Source organism: Curtobacterium pomorum (assembly GCF_044497295.1).
Classification (GTDB): Bacteria; Actinomycetota; Actinomycetes; order Actinomycetales; family Microbacteriaceae; genus Curtobacterium.
The window spans coordinates 382262-397750 of the sequence record NZ_CP172409.1; the positions used below are offsets into that span (position 1 = coordinate 382262).

Sequence of the window (15489 nt, forward strand, 5' to 3'; positions counted from 1 at the left end):
GCTGCGCTCCCACCCGGGCGCCGGCGAGGTCCCGAGCGACCCCACCCCGACCCTGCCGATGGCGAAGGCCCTCAACGCCGGGCTCGCCGCGGCGATGCAGGCGGACGACAAGGTCCTGCTGATGGGCGAGGACATCGGCCAGCTCGGCGGTGTCTTCCGCATCACCGAGGGCCTGCAGGACCGGTTCGGCCCGGAGCGCGTGCGGGACACCCCGCTCGCCGAGGCCGGCATCATCGGCACCGCGATCGGCCTCGCCCTGCGTGGCTACCGCCCCGTGGTCGAGATCCAGTTCGACGGCTTCGTGTGGCCCGGCTTCGACCAGATCACCTCACAGCTCGCGAAGATGGCGAACCGGCTGCCGGCGCACATGTCGCTCCCGGTCGTCATCCGCATCCCCTACGGCGGCCACATCGGTGCCGTGGAGCACCACCAGGAGTCGCCCGAGGCGTACTTCGCGCACACCCCCGGTCTGCGCGTCGTCAGCCCGAGCACGCCGAACGACGCCTACTGGATGATCCAGGAGGCCATCGCCTCGAAGGACCCGGTCGTCTTCCTCGAGCCGAAGTCGCGCTACTGGCCGAAGGGTCAGGTCGACCTCGTCGACGGGCACGTCCCGATGCACACCACCCGGGTGGCGCGCACCGGCACCGAGGTCACCCTCGTCGGCCACGGTGCGATGGTCGCCACCCTGATGCAGGCCGCCGAGCTCGCCGAGTCCGAGGGCACGAGCTGCGAGGTCATCGACCTCCGCTCGATCTCGCCCATCGACTGGGAGCCGATCCTCACCTCGGTCCGCAAGACCGGTCGCCTCGTCATCGCGCAGGAAGCCTCCGGCTTCGTCAGCGTCGGCAGCGAGATCGCCGCCACGGTCGCCGAGAAGGCGTTCTACACGATGCAGGCGCCGCCGCTGCGGGTGTCCGGGTTCGACGTCCCGTTCCCGGTCTCGAAGTTGGAGCACCTGCACCTGCCGGACGCCGACCGCGTCCTCGAGGCCGTCGACCGCGCCCTCGCGTACTGATCCAGCTCGACTGACCCAACTCGTCCGAACGCCGAAGGAGCCGTAAGTGGCCGTCGCCGAATTCCCCCTGCCCGACGTGGGCGAAGGCCTCACCGAGGCCGAGATCGTGCAGTGGCGCGTCGCGATCGGGGACGAGATCACCGTCGACCAGGTCCTGGTCGAGATCGAGACCGCGAAGTCGCTCGTCGAGCTGCCGTCGCCGTTCGCCGGCACCGTCACCGGGCTGCTCGTGTCCGAGGGCGACACGGTCGAGGTCGGCAAGCCGATCATCCGAGTCGAGTCCGACGCGTCGGTCGCGTCCGGTGCGCCGGTGACGGCTCCGCCCGCTCAGTCGGGAGGCCCGGCACCGGTCGCCGACAGCGTCCCGACCTCGCCCGCGGTCGCCCCTACCCCGCCTGTGGCGCCCGCCCCGGCTGCTCCGGTCGTGCAGACCCCGCCGGCTCCGGCTCCCGCCGCAGCTCCCGTCAGCCCGGCCCCGGCCCCGGCCGCCGCAGCGCCCGTGGCCCCGTCGGCTGCACCGGTGCAGCCCGTCGCCGACGGCGCCTCCGTCGTCGGGACGGACGAGTCCTCCGGCGCCGTCCTCGTCGGCTACGGTTCGGCGACCTCGTCGCCGTCGCGTCGCAAGCCGGGTGCCCGCCGGGCCGCAGCACTCGCGGCCGAGGCGAGCCGTGCCTCCAGTGTGGATGCCGCAGCAGCGGCCGAAGCGGCCAGTGATCCCGGTGAGGACACCACCGCCGAGGCCATCGCCGGTCTGGCGTCCGCGCCCGCACGCAAGCAGACCGTCGCGACCAACGTGCTCGCGAAGCCGCCGATCCGGAAGCTCGCGAAGGACCTCGGCGTCGAGCTCGTCGAGATCGTGGCGACCGGCCTCGCCGGCGAGGTCACCCGCGACGACGTCATCCGGCACGCGAAGCAGGCCAGCGTCTTCCGCAACATCGAGACGCCCGAGTGGGGCGAGGTGCGCAGCGAGACGATCCCGGTCAAGGGCGTCCGCAAGGCCATCGCGACCGCGATGACCACCTCCGCGTTCACCGCACCGCACGTGTCGCTGTTCGTCGACGTCGACGCGACCCACACGATGGAGTTCGTCAAGCGGCTCAAGGCCTCGCCGACGTTCGCCGGCGTCAAGGTCTCGCCGCTGCTCATCGTCGCGAAGGCCGTCATCTGGGCCGTCCGCCGCAACCGTTCGGTGAACTCGACCTGGACCGACCGCGAGATCATCGTCCACCACTTCGTGAACCTCGGCATCGCCGCGGCGACCCCACGCGGGCTCATCGTGCCGAACATCAAGGACGCGCAGGACATGTCGCTGCTCGAGCTGGCGCAGGCGCTCGAGGAACTCACCCTCACCGCCCGCGACGGCAAGACGACGCCGAAGCAGATGGCGAACGGCACCGTCTCCATCACGAACATCGGTGTGTTCGGCATGGACACCGGGACCCCGATCCTCAACCCGGGCGAGGTCGCGATCGTCGCCATGGGCACGATCAAGCCGAAGCCGTGGGTCGTCGACGGCGAGGTCCGGTCGCGCATGGTCACGACCATCGGTGCCTCGTTCGACCACCGGGTCGTCGACGGTGACGTGGCGTCCCGCTTCGTGCACGACGTCGCCTCGGTGCTCGAGGAGCCCGCGCTCCTGCTCGACTGAGTGCGTTCAGGGACCGACGCGTCGGTCGTTCCGCTTCGTGAGCAGTAATGGTCGGGTGGCTTCGAGCCACTCGACCATTTCTGCTCACCATCTGCGGGGTTCCGCAAACGTCGCGTGGTGTTCACACGGATGTCGGTGGTGCGGGGCATGATCGGGACATGGTCCACCAGCTCCTGACCCCCTCGCAGGAGATCCGAACGGATCGCCTCCTGCTCACCCCGCTCACGCCGGCCGACATCGACGACGCGCACGCGGTGTTCTCCGACGCCCGAACGTGGCAGCACCTGCCGAGCGGTCGGCACGTCGCCCGGAGCTCGAGCGTGGACATGGTGCAGCGGAAGATCGGTGGTCGGGCTCGACACGGACTCGGCTCATGGGCCGTCCGCACCGCTGCCGATCACGCGTTCGTCGGAGTCGGCGGCGTGGACATGACCGCCGGCGGGGTCTGGAACCTCGGGTACCGGTTGGCACCCTCCGCCTGGGGGCAGGGCTTCGCCTCCGAGATCGCCCTCGCTGCCGTGCGTGCGGCTGCCGACACCGCGCCGGACGTTCCCGTCACGGGGCGCGTGCTCACGAACAACCCGGCCTCCGCAGCGGTGCTCCGTCGTGCCGGGCTGTCGCTGGTGTGGCAGGGGGCTCCCGGGGTGCAGACGTCCTCCGCCGCGGGGGTCGAGGGGCAGGTCTGGACCGACCGGCTGCTCTCCGACGAACAGTTCGCCTGGCTCGTCCGCAACGCCTGAGCGCGGTCACGTCTTCGGTGCGTTCAGCGAGACGCTCCGCGTGGCGAGCGCCTCGACGGCCGGCGAATGGGTCGCGATGAGCACAGCCGCCCCGTCGCCGGCGAGTTCGGCCAGCAGGTCGAGCACCATCGCAGCGTTCCCGTCGTCGAGAGCGCTGGTCGGCTCGTCGGCGAGGATGACCGACGGGCGCTTCACCAGGAGCCTCGCCATCGCCACCCGCTGCTGCTCGCCGCCGCTGAGCTCGTGGACCCGGTCGGTTGCCCGTCCGGTCAGACCGACGCGGTCGAGCGCGTCGCTCGTCCGGACCCCACGGTTCGGTCCGCGGGATGCCCGAGCGATGTCGATGTTCGCCTGGGCGGTCATGTCGGCGACCAATCCGAAGTCCTGGAACAGGTAGCCCAGGTAGCGCTGGCGCAGGAGCCGAGCCTGCCGCCTGTTCCGACACACCGGTTCGCCGGCGATGCGGATCGTCCCCGAGTCGAGCGCATCGAGGTGTCCCACGCAGTCGAGGAGTGTGGACTTCCCAGAGCCACTCGGCCCGACCAAGCAGACGATCTCGCCGCGCGCGACGTCGAACGACAGATCGTTCCACAGTGTCCGTCGTCCGTGGTGTTTCGATGCGTGTCGTACCTCGATCATCGTGCTCCGTTTCCTCGATCCCGGAGGGTGTTGCGCGCGGTGGCGGCCAGGACGGCGCCGTTGACCGCACTCACCACTGCGATGGCGAGCAGCGCCAGTGCTCCGGCGGTCCCCGCCGACTGCGCGACGGGATCGAGTACCGAGCTGCGCCCGGTCCCGTCCGGGCGAGCGCCCCACCAGGAGTTGACGGTGGCGACGACGGCGATCGAGACCAGGGCGGTCTCGACGAACAGGAGCCCGGCGTCGGCCCGGACGGCTGAGGTGCCGCTGGCGAGCTTCGCGAACAGCGCGCGGCCGTGGCGACGCCGGTGGGCGACGGTCCCGAGCAGCCCCAGCATGATGCTGACGATCAGGGTGCTGACCACCGTGGCCGTGGCGATCACGGTCATCGTGGCCGCGAGCCGTGCTTGCTCGGCGGCGACCTGTCCCACTGCGACCACCGCGCTGAACTCCCTGCGGACGTCTGACGTGTTGATCGACCGTTCCGCGACGGTGCGGTTCTTGAACACCACGTCTCCAGTGGACAGCCACGAACCGAGCTGATCGGCGGAGAAGACCTCCGCGGGTTCCGGGACGACCACGATGACCGCGTCAGCGAGCCAGGAGCGCGTCGACGAATCGTCCGGGTACGAGTAGACCTGCTGGCGTGCAAGTCGACCACCGGTGATCTGCTCCCGCGCGGCGGCGGGCGCTTCGCGCAGCTGCCAGTCGGCGAGCGCGGCGACGAGCCGACGCCGATCGAGTCGACTGTCGGCTGGGATCCACACGGAGATGTCCGCGTCGTCGGCGGTGATGCGGCTGCCGTCCTCGGTGCGGACGTCCTGCAGACCGAGGTAGCCAGCGTCGACGAAGAGCGCCGGAACCGTGGACTTCCCCTGCCCACTGGACACCTCGACGGTCGCGGCGAGCAGCGCATCACGCTGCTCGAGCGCTCTGCCGGCGAAGGCTCCGATGCGGTTCCAGTACTGCTGCGAGTCGATCGGACGGGGGTCCGGGGTGACCCAGAGCTGGACGGTCTCACCTGCGGCTCGGAGGTCGCGTTCTGCTGTCCCGGAACGGACGGTCGCAACGGCACCCGACAGGTCGAACACGGCGGTGACGAGCAAGAGGAGCGCGGGCGCGCGGGCGACCTGCGCGACGAGCACGAGCGCTCCGACGGGTCGAGCACCTCGGAGTGCGGTGGCTAGCGGCTGTCGACAGGCGAGCACGGTGCCGATCGTGTGGGCGGCGATGACCGGTGCCAGCAACGCTGTGCCGATCACGACGACTGCTGTGGCGAAGGTCGCCGCTGACGCGAGCCCGTTGTACAAGAACAGACCGAAGGCGACCACGGGGGTGCCGACGACAGTGGCGAGCAGGGTGCCGCGGACCTCGGCCAGCTCACTGACCACGATGGAGGCGGTGCTCTGTCCGTGCAGTCGTCGAACCGCACTCCGGCGAGGGGCGCCGAGCGTCCCCATCAGGCACAGCGTGACGCATCCCAACGTGAGGGCGCCGACGAGGCCGGACGTCCCGCTGAACCCGTCGCTGACTCCGATGCGGCGCAGGAACGGCACTTGTTCCGAGCTGACGTCGTAGCCGAGGCCGGAGAGGGCATCGAGTACCGCGCGCCGAGCAGCGTCGTCGCCGAAGACCGCGTAGGAGCCGACGGGATCGAAGTGGTCGAGGTCCGACATCGGGAGGACGGTGGTGCTCATCGACCTGGTGAAGTCGCCGTACCCGTCGCTGAGCCAGCCGGCACCCAGACTCGACGGCGCACCGGTGACCAGCGCCTGGCGGAGCGTCGTCGGTGCCGCGCGATCGGCCACGACACGGACGATCGTCGCGCCCTCGGTCTCGGCGACCTGTTCGAGAGACTTCGCGACCCGCTGGTTCGACGCGGTGTCGGCGCCCGCTGCAGCGGTCACCACCGACGATGCACCGACGAGCCCGGCCTCACTGACCTGCACGAGGCCGATGAACCCGAGAACGGACGCGAGGAGCGGCGGGACGACGTACGCGAGTGTCACCGAGCGGATGTTCATGCTCCCCCTTGCGATCGGAGGAGCGGGCTCTCCCTCGGAGCGCCCGCTCCTCGCCTCAGCAGTTGTGGTAGTACGCCTTGTTGCCGCTGCTCGCCTTCGGAGTCATCGCCATCGCGTACTTCCCACCGGGCACGTTCGACACGCGCTTCGACTTCTTGCCGACGGCGGTCGCGCCGTGGCACCGCTTCTCGCGGAAGTAGTTCGACCACGTGTCGTCTCGACCCACACCCCACTGCCAGAAGCTCCCACCCCCACCGTCGCCATGCGTCGAGTAGTCGCGGGTTTCACCGCTCACGCCCGCACCCGGGTCGATGATCGTGACGCCGCCGGTTTCCGCGCCGGACCCGAGGACCTCGAGCGCTGACGCGGATGCGACCGTGGCCGGCCCGGCGATCAGGCCCACTGCCAGACCGATCCCGATCAATGCCTTCGCCTTGCTGTTCTGCATGGTTCCCCTTTCGGACGCCCCCCAGTGGGACTCGAGCGTCACACTGACAGAGCCGAGAATGTGATGTCAAGCCGGTGAAACTTCAACAATCCCCGCCGCCCTGCCCAGGCGGAACGTCACGCACGTTGGCGTTCCGAGGTCGACTCGCTACTGTGATGGGAACTGGTCATGTCCGCGCATGACCACCACCCAGGACCAGCAACGGAGCACGAGGGACGCATGACGAGCCGCATCACCGAGGGTGCCGAACCGAAGCACCAGCAGTTGCGGCGCATCCTGCTCGACCTCGCCACCGCGCGCCTGGCTCCCGGCGCCGCGATCCCGTCCGAACGCCAGCTCATCGCCGAGTACGGCGTCTCGCGGATCACCGTGCGCGAAGCCCTCGGGCAGCTCGTCAACGAGGGCTACCTGGAGCGCGTGCGCGGCAAGGGCACGTTCGTGGCGCACCGGCCCGTGCAGTCGACGTTGCACCTGGCGTCGTTCACCGAGGAGATGCGGGCGATGGGCCACGTGCCGACGACGGTCGTCCTGGTGCGCGAGGAGCGCGTGCCGCCGAGCGACACCGTGGCGGCCCTGCGGCTCGACGCCGAGGTGTCGGCCTTCCACGTGAAGCGGCTGCGGATGGCGGACGGCGCTCCGGTGTCGATCGACGACGCCTGGCTCGTGGCCGACGCGTTCCCGGGCCTGCTCGACCACGACCTGTCCGGGTCGGTGTACTCGATCATCGCCAACGAGTACGGCACCCCGATCGACCGGGCGCAGCAGACGGTGGCCGCGAACCCGGCCGCCGACGACGTCGCGACCCTGCTCGGCACGAAGACCGGTGCCCCGGTGCTCGAGTTCGACCGGGTGTCGTACGCGGGGGAGCGCCCCGTCGAGCACACCCGCAGCTGGTACCGCTCGGACCGCTACCGCGTGCAGATGGAGGTCACGGCGACCCCTGCGGTCGCCTGAGTCTCCAGCCGGGAACGCGAAAGCGACTGTGTGCCGCGAACGGTTCGCGGTGCACAGTCGCTTCGGCGGGAAGGACCAGGAAGGGCCGGGGTGGATCCGGGTCAGACCTCGAACAGGGTGTCGCCGTCGAGCACCGAGGTGCCCACCGTGCCCTGGTCGACGGTGTCCGGCGCGGAGCCGAGCACCACGACGGGGCAGATCGGCGAGTAGCCGGCGGCCGAGATCACCGACGGGGTGAACCGGACGACGGGGTCGCCGGCCGTGACCGTCGCGCCCTCGGTCGCGAGGAGCTCGAAGCCCTCGCCCGACAGCTTCACGGTGTCGATGCCGACGTGCACGAGGACGTCCGTGCCCGCCGAGCCCTGCAGCGCGAAGGCGTGCGGGTGCAGCTTCACGATGGTGCCGTCGACCGGGGCCACCGCGGTGACCGCGCCCTCGACGCCCGTCGGGTCGACGGCCACGCCAGCACCGACGAGCTGGCCGGCGAACACCGGGTCCGGCACGTCAGCGAGGGCGACGACCGGACCGGCGAACGGCGTGCGGACCGCCGTCACAGTTCGTCCTGGATGTCCTGCGCGAGGTTGTCGGCGACCGTGCCGACGATGACCTGCCAGCCGGTGCCGCCACCGACGACGGCCTGGGCGCCCGCGGCCTGCAGCGCGGCCTTGTCGACGAGGTCGCCGTCCTCGACCTCGACGCGGAGGCGCGTGATGCAGCCCTCGACCTCTTCGATGTTGTCGGCACCGCCGAGCGCGGCGATGATGTCGGCTGCCTTGATGTCGGCCATCGTTTCCTCCTCGTTAAGGGTTTGCGTACCAGGTTGACACGGGACCGGTCTCGGTTCAGACTACGGAACTGGTCATGACCGGACAGGACCGGACCTGGCGACACCGCCGAGGTTACCTGCGCTGGCTGCACGACTCAACTCACCCCGACAGCTCCACCCAATGACGAGAGGACCTCCGATGAGCGCCACCACTGCCACGGACGTGCCGGAGAAGAAGAAGCCGAAGAAGCAGTCCCGGCTGTTCGCGCAAGCGCAGCGCCTCGGACGGAGCCTGCTCCTGCCGATCGCGGTCATGCCCGCCGCGGGCATCCTGCTCCGCCTGGGGCAGTCCGACATGCTCGGTGCGATCCCCGGCTTCGAGCAGGGCGCGACCATCATCGCCGCGGCCGGTCAGGCCGTGTTCACCTGGCTGCCGCTGCTCTTCGCGGTCGGCATCGCGATCGGGTGGGCGAAGAAGTCGGACGGCACCACCGCACTGGCCGCCGTCGTCGGCTACATGGTCATGTACCAGGTCTTCGCGGCCATGTCGCCGATCGTGCTCGACGGGGTGAAGGACGCGAACGGCAACCCCGCGACCATCAACTTCGGTGTCCTCGGCGGCATCGTGATGGGCCTCGTGGCCGCCGTGCTGTGGGAGAAGTTCCACCGGACGAAGATGCCCGACTTCCTCGGGTTCTTCTCGGGTCGTCGCCTCGTCCCGATCCTCACCGCTGCCGCCGGTCTGGTCATCGCGGTCGCCATGTCCTTCGTGTACCGCTACTTCGACATCGCGCTCACGGCCGCCGGTCAGGCCGTCGCCGACAACGCGGTCATCGGTGGCGGCATCTTCGGGTTCGCGAACCGCATGCTGATCCCGATCGGGCTGCACCAGCTGCTCAACTTCTTCCCGTGGTTCCAGCTCGGCAGCTTCACCGGTGCGGACGGCGTCATCGCGCACGGTGACGTGAACCGGTTCCTCGCGGGCGACCCGACGGCCGGCACGTTCATGACCGGCTTCTTCCCGATCATGATGTTCGCCCTGCCCGCCGGTGCCCTGGCGATCTGGCGCAACGCCAAGCCGCAGAACCGCAAGCTCGTCGGCGGCATCATGCTCTCGGCAGCACTCACCTCGTTCGTGACCGGCATCACCGAGCCGCTCGAGTACTCCTTCATGTTCGTGGCGTTCCCGCTGTACGTCATCCACGCGGTGCTCACCGGCACCTCGCTGGCCCTCGTCAACGCGCTCGGGATCCACGACGGGTTCTCGTTCTCGGCCGGTGCGATCGACTTCGTGCTCAACTTCGGCAAGGCGGACGGGGCGATCTGGCTCATCCCGATCGGTCTCGGTTACGCCGTCATCTACTACTTCCTGTTCAGTTTCGTGATCAAGAAGTGGAACCTCCGCACGCCCGGGCGGGAAGAGGACACGATCGCCGAGAACACGATCGACGCGGCCACCAAGCCGTAGACGCGAGCGTCTCCATGGCGGGAGGCCCGGTGCCAGCTGGCACCGCGCCTCCCGTCCGTCTGTCGTCACCACCAGAGCGCTGGTACCGGTTTTGACAATCGTTATCAGCAAGCGCTACCGTCGGAGCATGCACAACCGACTCCTCGTCCTCCCGCTCGTCGCCGGCGCCGCCGCGCTCGCCCTGACGGGCTGCGCGACGTCTTCGAGCTCGGGCGACGCCGACAGCGACGGGAAGATCGCCGTCGTGGCCTCGACCAACGTCTACGGCTCGATCGTCGAGTCGATCGGTGGCGACCACGTGTCGGTCACGAGCATCCTCGACGACCCGTCGCAGGACCCGCACTCGTTCGAGTCGAGCGCCCGCACCCAGCTCGCGGTGTCGAAGGCCGACCTGCTCATCGAGAACGGCGGCGGGTACGACGACTTCATGACCACGCTCGCCGACGCCTCGGACACCACGGCCGACACCATCAACGTCGTGAAGCTGTCCGGCTTGGACAAGGGTGGCGACGCCGAGTTCAACGAGCACGTGTTCTACAGCTACCCGGCGATGGTGAAGCTGGTCGACGACGTCACGAAGCGCCTGTCCGCGCTCGACCAAGGCGAGAAGGCCACGTTCGAGCAGAACGCCGACGCGCTGACCACGAAGCTCGAGGACCTCGAGTCCCAGACCGCCGACCTGAAGAAGACGTACGACGGCGACGCGGTGGCGTACACCGAGCCGGTGCCGGGCTACCTGTTCGACGCGATCGGCCTGGACAACGAGACCCCCGACGCCTTCTCCGAGGCGATCGAGGAGGACGACGACGTGCCGCCGGCCGCCCTCAAGGACACCCTCGCGCTGTTCACGAGCGGCGACGTGAAGCTCCTGGCCTACAACGACCAGACCTCCAGCCCCGAGACCGAACAGGTCAAGAAGGCGGCGGAGGACAACGACGTCCCGGTGGTCGGTGTCACGGAGACGCTCCCCGAGGGGCAGGATTACGTCTCGTGGCAGCAGGCGAACATCGACGCGGTGCAGGCGGCGCTCCAGAAGTGACGACCTCGACCGCAGCAGCAGCGACGACCGACAGCCCGGCGACCACCTCGGTGGACGACCGGGCTGCGGCCCGTCCGGTCCTGGCGCTGCGCGACGCCGGGTTGTCCTTCGGCGAGCGGAAGCTCTGGGGCCACCTCGACCTGGACATCGCGCCGGGGGAGTTCGTCGCCGTCCTCGGGCCCAACGGTGCCGGCAAGACCTCACTCCTGCGCACGGTGCTCGGGCAGCAGCGCCTGACGAGCGGCACGATGTCGTTCCTCGGCCAGACCGTCCGTCGCGGGCACCGGAAGATCGGCTACATCCCGCAGCAGCGGCTCATGGAGGCCGGCACCCCGCTGCGCGCGCGCGACATGATCGCGCAGGGCGTGACGGGACACCGCTGGGGCGTCCTGCCGACGTCGAAGGCCGACCGGGCCCGCATCGACCGGATCCTCGACGAGGTCGGTGCCACCGCGTTCGCGGACGCCCCGGTCGCCGAGCTGTCCGGCGGTGAGCAGCAGCGCACCCGCGTCGGTCAGGCCATCGCCGCCGACCCGGCGCTGCTGCTCTGCGACGAACCCCTCATCTCGCTCGACCTCCGGCACCAACGCGGCGTCACCGAGCTCATCGACCGGCAGCGTCGGCAGCGCGAGGCCGCCGTGCTGTTCGTGACGCACGACGTGAACCCGATCCTCGACGTCGTCGACCGGGTCCTGTACATCGCCGGCGGCCGGTTCCGGATCGGTTCCCCGGACGAGGTCCTGCGTGCCGACGTCCTGAGCGACCTGTACGGCACCCCCGTCGACGTCGTCCGCACGATGGGCCGCATCGTCATCGTCGGCGCGAACGACGCGCACGACCACCACCACGGCGAGGTCGACCCGCACGCCCCGGCGTCGGACGAAGGGCGGATCTGATGGACGTCCTGTCGACGGTCTTCTCGTTCCAGGACTACGGCGAGCTCGTGGCCCTGGTGCAGAACTCGATCTGGGCCGGCGCGGTGCTCGGCATCGTCGGCGGGCTCATCGGCCCGTTCGTCGTCGCCCGGAACATGCCGTTCGCGGTGCACGGCATCTCGGAGCTGTCCTTCGCCGGCGCGAGCGCATCCCTGCTGCTCGGCGTCAACGTCGTCACGGGCTCGCTCGTCGGGTCGGTGATCGCAGCGCTGCTCATCGGGGTGCTCGGCTCGCGGGCGCGCGACCGCAACTCGATCATCGCGGTGCTCATGCCGTTCGGCCTCGGGCTCGGCATCCTGTGCCTGGCGCTCTACAAGGGGCGTGCGGCCAACAAGTTCGGGCTGCTCACCGGCCAGATCGTGTCGGTGGACAACCCGCAGCTGACGTTCCTGATCGTCATCGCCGCCATCGTCGTCGCGACCCTGCTCGTCATCTGGCGCCCGCTGATGTTCGCGTCGGTGGACCCCGACGTGGCCGCGGCCGCCGGCATCCCGGTACGGACCCTCGCGATCGTGTTCATGCTCGTCCTCGGCCTGGCCACCGCGGTGTCGGTGCAGATCGTCGGCGCGCTGCTCGTGCTGTCGCTGCTCGTCACCCCGGCGGCCGCGGCCCTGCGGCTCAGCTCGCACCCGGTCGTCGTGCCGGTGCTGTCCACGGTGTTCGCCGTGGTGTCGGTCGTCGGTGGCATCCTGCTCGCACTCGGCGGCGGTCTGCCGATCAGCCCCTACGTGACGACCATCTCGTTCGCGATCTGGGTGGTCTGCCGGATCGTCGGGGCCAGGCGCGACCGCCGTGGACGCGACCGGGTCGTCCGCCGCGACCAGCGTGGCGGGGGCGCACCGGGCCTCCCGTCCGGAACGAACGGAACCGGAACGAACGGAACCGGAACCACCGGAACCGGAACCACCGGGACGAAGCCGGCAGCCGGCCAGAAGGAAGAGGTGCCAGCATGAACGCCGTGCAGAAGGTCAAGCGGAACACGTGGCAGCGCGAAGCGGTGCGCGGGGCCCTCGACTCCACCGAGGGGTTCGTCAGTGCGCAGGCGCTGCACCAGCACCTGCGTGACGAGGGCTCGACGATCGGTCTCGCCACCGTCTACCGGGCGCTCGCCGACCTGGCGACCGAGGGCGACGCCGACTCGTTGCAGCAGGACGGCGAATCGCTGTACCGGGCCTGCACGACGGACGCGCACCACCACCACCTGATCTGCCGGAACTGCGGCCGGACCGTCGAGATCGAGGCGGACCCCGTCGAGCAGTGGGCGCAGGACGTCGCCGCGGCGAACGGGTTCACGAACGCCAGCCACGTCGTCGACATCTTCGGCGAGTGCGCGGTGTGCACGGCGGCGGCTGCCGGAACCGGAACCGGAACCGGATCGCGGACCGGCGACGCCGCCGGCGAGTAGGGTCCCCGCCATGCACGTCATCCTCGTCCCCGGGTTCTGGCTCGACGCGAGCGCGTGGGACGACGTCGCCCCGGTGCTGCTGCAGGCGGGCCACACGGTCGAGGCGATCACCCGCGACGGTGACACGCTCGACGAGCAGGTCGCGGCGCTCGTGGAGCGCCTGGACGACGTCGCCAGCCCCGACGAGCCCGTCGTGCTCGCCGGACACTCCGGTGCCGGACCGATCGCGTACATGGCCGCCGACCAGCGGCCCTCGCTCGTCGCGCACCTGCTGTACGTCGACACGTTCCCCGGCCCCGCCGGTGGCTGCGTCAACGACGAACTGCCCGTGGTCGACGGAGTGGTCCCGCTGCCGTCGTGGGACGTCTGGGAGCCGGCCACGGTGCGCGGGATGACGCCGTCCTTGCGCGAAGCGTTCGAGCACCGGGCGATCCCGGAGCCCGCCGCGGTGCCGTCGGATCGCTTCCACTACGCCGACGCCGCCCGGCACACGATCCCGGCGACGGTGATCACCTGCGAGATCCCGGCGACCGAGCTCGCGACGATGGTGGCCGACCACCAGACCTGGGCCGAGGAACTCGTCGCCACCGAGGAACTCAGCATCGTCGGACTCGAGACCGGACACTGGCCGATGTTCACGGCACCGCTCGAGCTCGGGGAGCTCATGGTGCGTGCGCTTGCGACACGCCCGGACCTCGCGTAGGCTCTCCCCTTGGTTCTCCACGTCCGCGTGGTGGACTCGTTGTTCCAAGCCCTCCGACCGTCGCGAACGCCGCGGTCGCGTGGTGTTCGTTCCCCCTTCGACAGGGGCTGCGGGCCTGGGCGGTGTGCACAACCCCCTCGCATGCACCACTCCGGTGGTCCTGCGCGTGCGCACCAGGCAAGTGAACTTGGGTGCGGCCGTCCGGTCGCACGGTACCTCAGGAGGAAATCATGGCAGCAGTGTGCCAGGTGACCGGCGCCGTTCCCGGCTTCGGTCACAACATCTCGCACTCGCACCGCCGGACGAAGCGCCGCTTCGACCCGAACGTGCAGAAGAAGACGTACTACGTGCCGTCGCTGCGTCGCAACGTGACGCTCAACGTCAGCGCTAAGGGCATCAAGGTCATCGACGCACGCGGCATCGAGTCCGTCGTCAAGGACGTCCTCGCCCGTGGGGAGAAGATCTGATGGCGAAAAAGGGTCAGGACATCCGTCCGATCATCAAGCTCCGCTCGACGGCGGGCACCGGGTTCACGTACGTGACCAAGAAGAACCGTCGGAACAACCCCGACCGTCTCGTGCTGAAGAAGTACGACCCGGTGATCCGCAAGCACGTCGACTTCCGTGAGGAGCGCTAAGCATGGCGAAGAAGAGCAAGATCGCGAAGAACAACCAGCGTGCCGTCATCATCGCGCGCTACGCCGAGCGTCGTCTCGAGCTGAAGAAGGCCCTCGTGGACCCGAACGGCACCGACGAGTCGCGTGAGGCCGCTCGCGTGGGCCTGCAGAAGCTGCCCCGCGACGCATCCCCGATCCGCTACCGCAACCGCGACGCGATCGACGGCCGCCCCCGTGGCCACCTGGGTGAGTTCGGCATCAGCCGTGTCCGCTTCCGCGACATGGCCCACCGTGGAGAGCTCCCCGGCATCACGAAGAGCTCCTGGTAAGCACTCGCAGTACCCGACGCCCCGTCACCTCCTGGTGGCGGGGCGTTCGCTGTGTACGGGGTACATGCGACCCGTCATTCGTCACATCTGCCCCTCCAGCACCCGTCTCCGAGCCCGACAAGCCCGGAAATCCGGGCGAGTCGGCTGTTTTCACCCCCTGCGGCTGGTAGGTTCAACTCCGGTTCCGCCGGGCCCTCGGCCCACTGGCACCGTGGCACGGGGCAACCGCTCCGGGCGCCGGACGGCACGCTCGTCCGACCGATACTGCAAGAAGTCCGAGGAGGACATCCATGGCTGACAAGTCACTGAACCGCACCGAGCTCGTCGCTGCCGTCGCCGCCGAGTCCGGCCAGAGCCAGGCCACCGTCAACGGCGTCGTCGACGCGCTCTTCAGCGTCGTCTCGTCGTCCGTCGCGGACGGCACGAAGGTCACGATCCCCGGTTGGATCGCCTTCGAGAAGACGCACCGCGCCGCCCGCACCGGCCGCAACCCGCAGACGGGTGAGGCCATCGAGATCGCCGCGAGCGACTCGGTCAAGGTCAGCGCCGGCTCGAAGCTCAAGGCTGCGGTCAAGTAAGACTGTTCCGCACATCGGGAGGGACGGCTTCGGCCGTCCCTTTCGTCGTTCCCGGGGGCGCGTTCGTCGGGTTGGGTCGCGGCGCTTCGCGGCGCGTCGCATCGCGTCGGGTCGCGTTGCATCGCGTTGGGTCGCGTTCGTCGCGCTGCGGCGACCGGGAGGCCCGTGCCGGTTCCCAC

19 protein-coding genes are annotated in these 15489 nt (G+C 69.8%); 14 read left to right on the forward strand and 5 right to left on the reverse strand.

What is annotated here, in order from left to right; genetic code table 11:
• Nucleotides 1-58: 58 nt before the first annotated feature.
• The 3 genes from ACGH48_RS01935 (at nt 59) to ACGH48_RS01945 (ending at nt 3406) form a co-directional block, all read left to right on the forward strand.
• Nucleotides 59-1018: an alpha-ketoacid dehydrogenase subunit beta gene (locus ACGH48_RS01935; RefSeq protein WP_123312162.1), complete on the forward strand. Its 960-nt coding sequence runs from the start codon at nt 59-61 to the stop codon at nt 1016-1018.
• Between the two features lie 46 nt (nt 1019-1064).
• Complete coding sequence (locus ACGH48_RS01940) at nt 1065-2666, forward strand: dihydrolipoamide acetyltransferase family protein (protein ID WP_396289993.1); 1602 nt, start codon at nt 1065-1067, stop codon at nt 2664-2666.
• Between the two features lie 158 nt (nt 2667-2824).
• Nucleotides 2825-3406 (forward strand): GNAT family N-acetyltransferase, encoded by a 582-nt coding sequence (locus tag ACGH48_RS01945; protein WP_396289994.1) that lies wholly within the window; start codon nt 2825-2827, stop codon nt 3404-3406.
• Between the two features lie 6 nt (nt 3407-3412).
• Here ACGH48_RS01945 and ACGH48_RS01950 read toward each other — a convergent pair whose 3' ends face one another.
• From ACGH48_RS01950 to ACGH48_RS01960, 3 genes are read right to left on the reverse strand one after another with little or no spacing between them, the layout of a single operon-like run.
• Entirely contained in the window at nt 3413-4045 is a 633-nt protein-coding gene (locus ACGH48_RS01950) for an ATP-binding cassette domain-containing protein (protein ID WP_340197234.1), read from the reverse strand.
• A complete protein-coding gene (locus ACGH48_RS01955; RefSeq protein WP_123310658.1) occupies nt 4042-6069 on the reverse strand; it encodes a hypothetical protein in 2028 nt (675 codons plus the stop codon). Before ACGH48_RS01955 ends, ACGH48_RS01950 begins: the two co-directional genes overlap by 4 nt.
• 55 nt (nt 6070-6124) lie before the next feature.
• Nucleotides 6125-6517 (reverse strand): lactococcin 972 family bacteriocin, encoded by a 393-nt coding sequence (locus tag ACGH48_RS01960; protein ID WP_340197236.1) that lies wholly within the window; start codon nt 6515-6517, stop codon nt 6125-6127.
• A 219-nt stretch (nt 6518-6736) separates the two neighbouring features.
• On the opposite strand from ACGH48_RS01960, the gene ACGH48_RS01965 reads away from it, so the two are divergent.
• Entirely contained in the window at nt 6737-7471 is a 735-nt protein-coding gene (locus ACGH48_RS01965; protein WP_123293453.1) for a GntR family transcriptional regulator, read from the forward strand.
• A 101-nt stretch (nt 7472-7572) separates the two neighbouring features.
• Here ACGH48_RS01965 and ACGH48_RS01970 read toward each other — a convergent pair whose 3' ends face one another.
• A complete protein-coding gene (locus ACGH48_RS01970) occupies nt 7573-8025 on the reverse strand; it encodes a glucose PTS transporter subunit IIA (RefSeq protein WP_123310654.1) in 453 nt (150 codons plus the stop codon).
• Entirely contained in the window at nt 8022-8258 is a 237-nt protein-coding gene (locus tag ACGH48_RS01975) for a PTS transporter subunit EIIB (protein WP_071253138.1), read from the reverse strand. Before ACGH48_RS01975 ends, ACGH48_RS01970 begins: the two co-directional genes overlap by 4 nt.
• Before the next feature lie 178 nt (nt 8259-8436).
• Here ACGH48_RS01975 and ACGH48_RS01980 point away from each other — a divergent pair, with 178 nt between their 5' ends.
• The 10 genes from ACGH48_RS01980 (at nt 8437) to ACGH48_RS02025 (ending at nt 15310) form a co-directional block, all read left to right on the forward strand.
• Nucleotides 8437-9705 (forward strand): PTS transporter subunit EIIC, encoded by a 1269-nt coding sequence (locus ACGH48_RS01980; RefSeq protein ID WP_340197237.1) that lies wholly within the window; start codon nt 8437-8439, stop codon nt 9703-9705.
• Nucleotides 9706-9832: 127 nt separating this feature from the next.
• Entirely contained in the window at nt 9833-10744 is a 912-nt protein-coding gene (locus ACGH48_RS01985) for a metal ABC transporter solute-binding protein, Zn/Mn family (protein WP_340197238.1), read from the forward strand.
• Nucleotides 10745-10794: 50 nt separating this feature from the next.
• A complete protein-coding gene (locus ACGH48_RS01990) occupies nt 10795-11640 on the forward strand; it encodes an ATP-binding cassette domain-containing protein (RefSeq protein WP_340197272.1) in 846 nt (281 codons plus the stop codon).
• The gene (locus ACGH48_RS01995; protein WP_340197239.1) at nt 11640-12632 is read left to right on the forward strand and encodes a metal ABC transporter permease; all 993 of its coding nucleotides are present in this window, start codon (nt 11640-11642) and stop codon (nt 12630-12632) included. Before ACGH48_RS01990 ends, ACGH48_RS01995 begins: the two co-directional genes overlap by 1 nt.
• Nucleotides 12629-13084 carry a Fur family transcriptional regulator gene (locus tag ACGH48_RS02000; RefSeq protein ID WP_123310648.1) on the forward strand — a complete coding sequence of 152 codons (456 nt, stop codon included), beginning with the start codon at nt 12629-12631 and terminating at the stop codon, nt 13082-13084. Before ACGH48_RS01995 ends, ACGH48_RS02000 begins: the two co-directional genes overlap by 4 nt.
• A gap of 10 nt (nt 13085-13094) precedes the next feature.
• Nucleotides 13095-13787: an alpha/beta fold hydrolase gene (locus ACGH48_RS02005; protein ID WP_123310645.1), complete on the forward strand. Its 693-nt coding sequence runs from the start codon at nt 13095-13097 to the stop codon at nt 13785-13787.
• A gap of 230 nt (nt 13788-14017) precedes the next feature.
• Nucleotides 14018-14254 carry a 50S ribosomal protein L28 gene (gene rpmB / locus ACGH48_RS02010; RefSeq protein WP_111085377.1) on the forward strand — a complete coding sequence of 79 codons (237 nt, stop codon included), beginning with the start codon at nt 14018-14020 and terminating at the stop codon, nt 14252-14254.
• Nucleotides 14254-14424, forward strand: a complete 171-nt coding sequence (gene rpmG, locus ACGH48_RS02015; RefSeq protein WP_017886456.1) for a 50S ribosomal protein L33 — start codon at nt 14254-14256, stop codon at nt 14422-14424. Before rpmB ends, rpmG begins: the two co-directional genes overlap by 1 nt.
• 2 nt (nt 14425-14426) lie before the next feature.
• Nucleotides 14427-14732: a 30S ribosomal protein S14 gene (gene rpsN, locus ACGH48_RS02020; protein WP_017886455.1), complete on the forward strand. Its 306-nt coding sequence runs from the start codon at nt 14427-14429 to the stop codon at nt 14730-14732.
• 290 nt (nt 14733-15022) lie between these two features.
• Nucleotides 15023-15310: an HU family DNA-binding protein gene (locus tag ACGH48_RS02025; protein WP_111085379.1), complete on the forward strand. Its 288-nt coding sequence runs from the start codon at nt 15023-15025 to the stop codon at nt 15308-15310.
• Nucleotides 15311-15489: the final 179 nt, after the last annotated feature.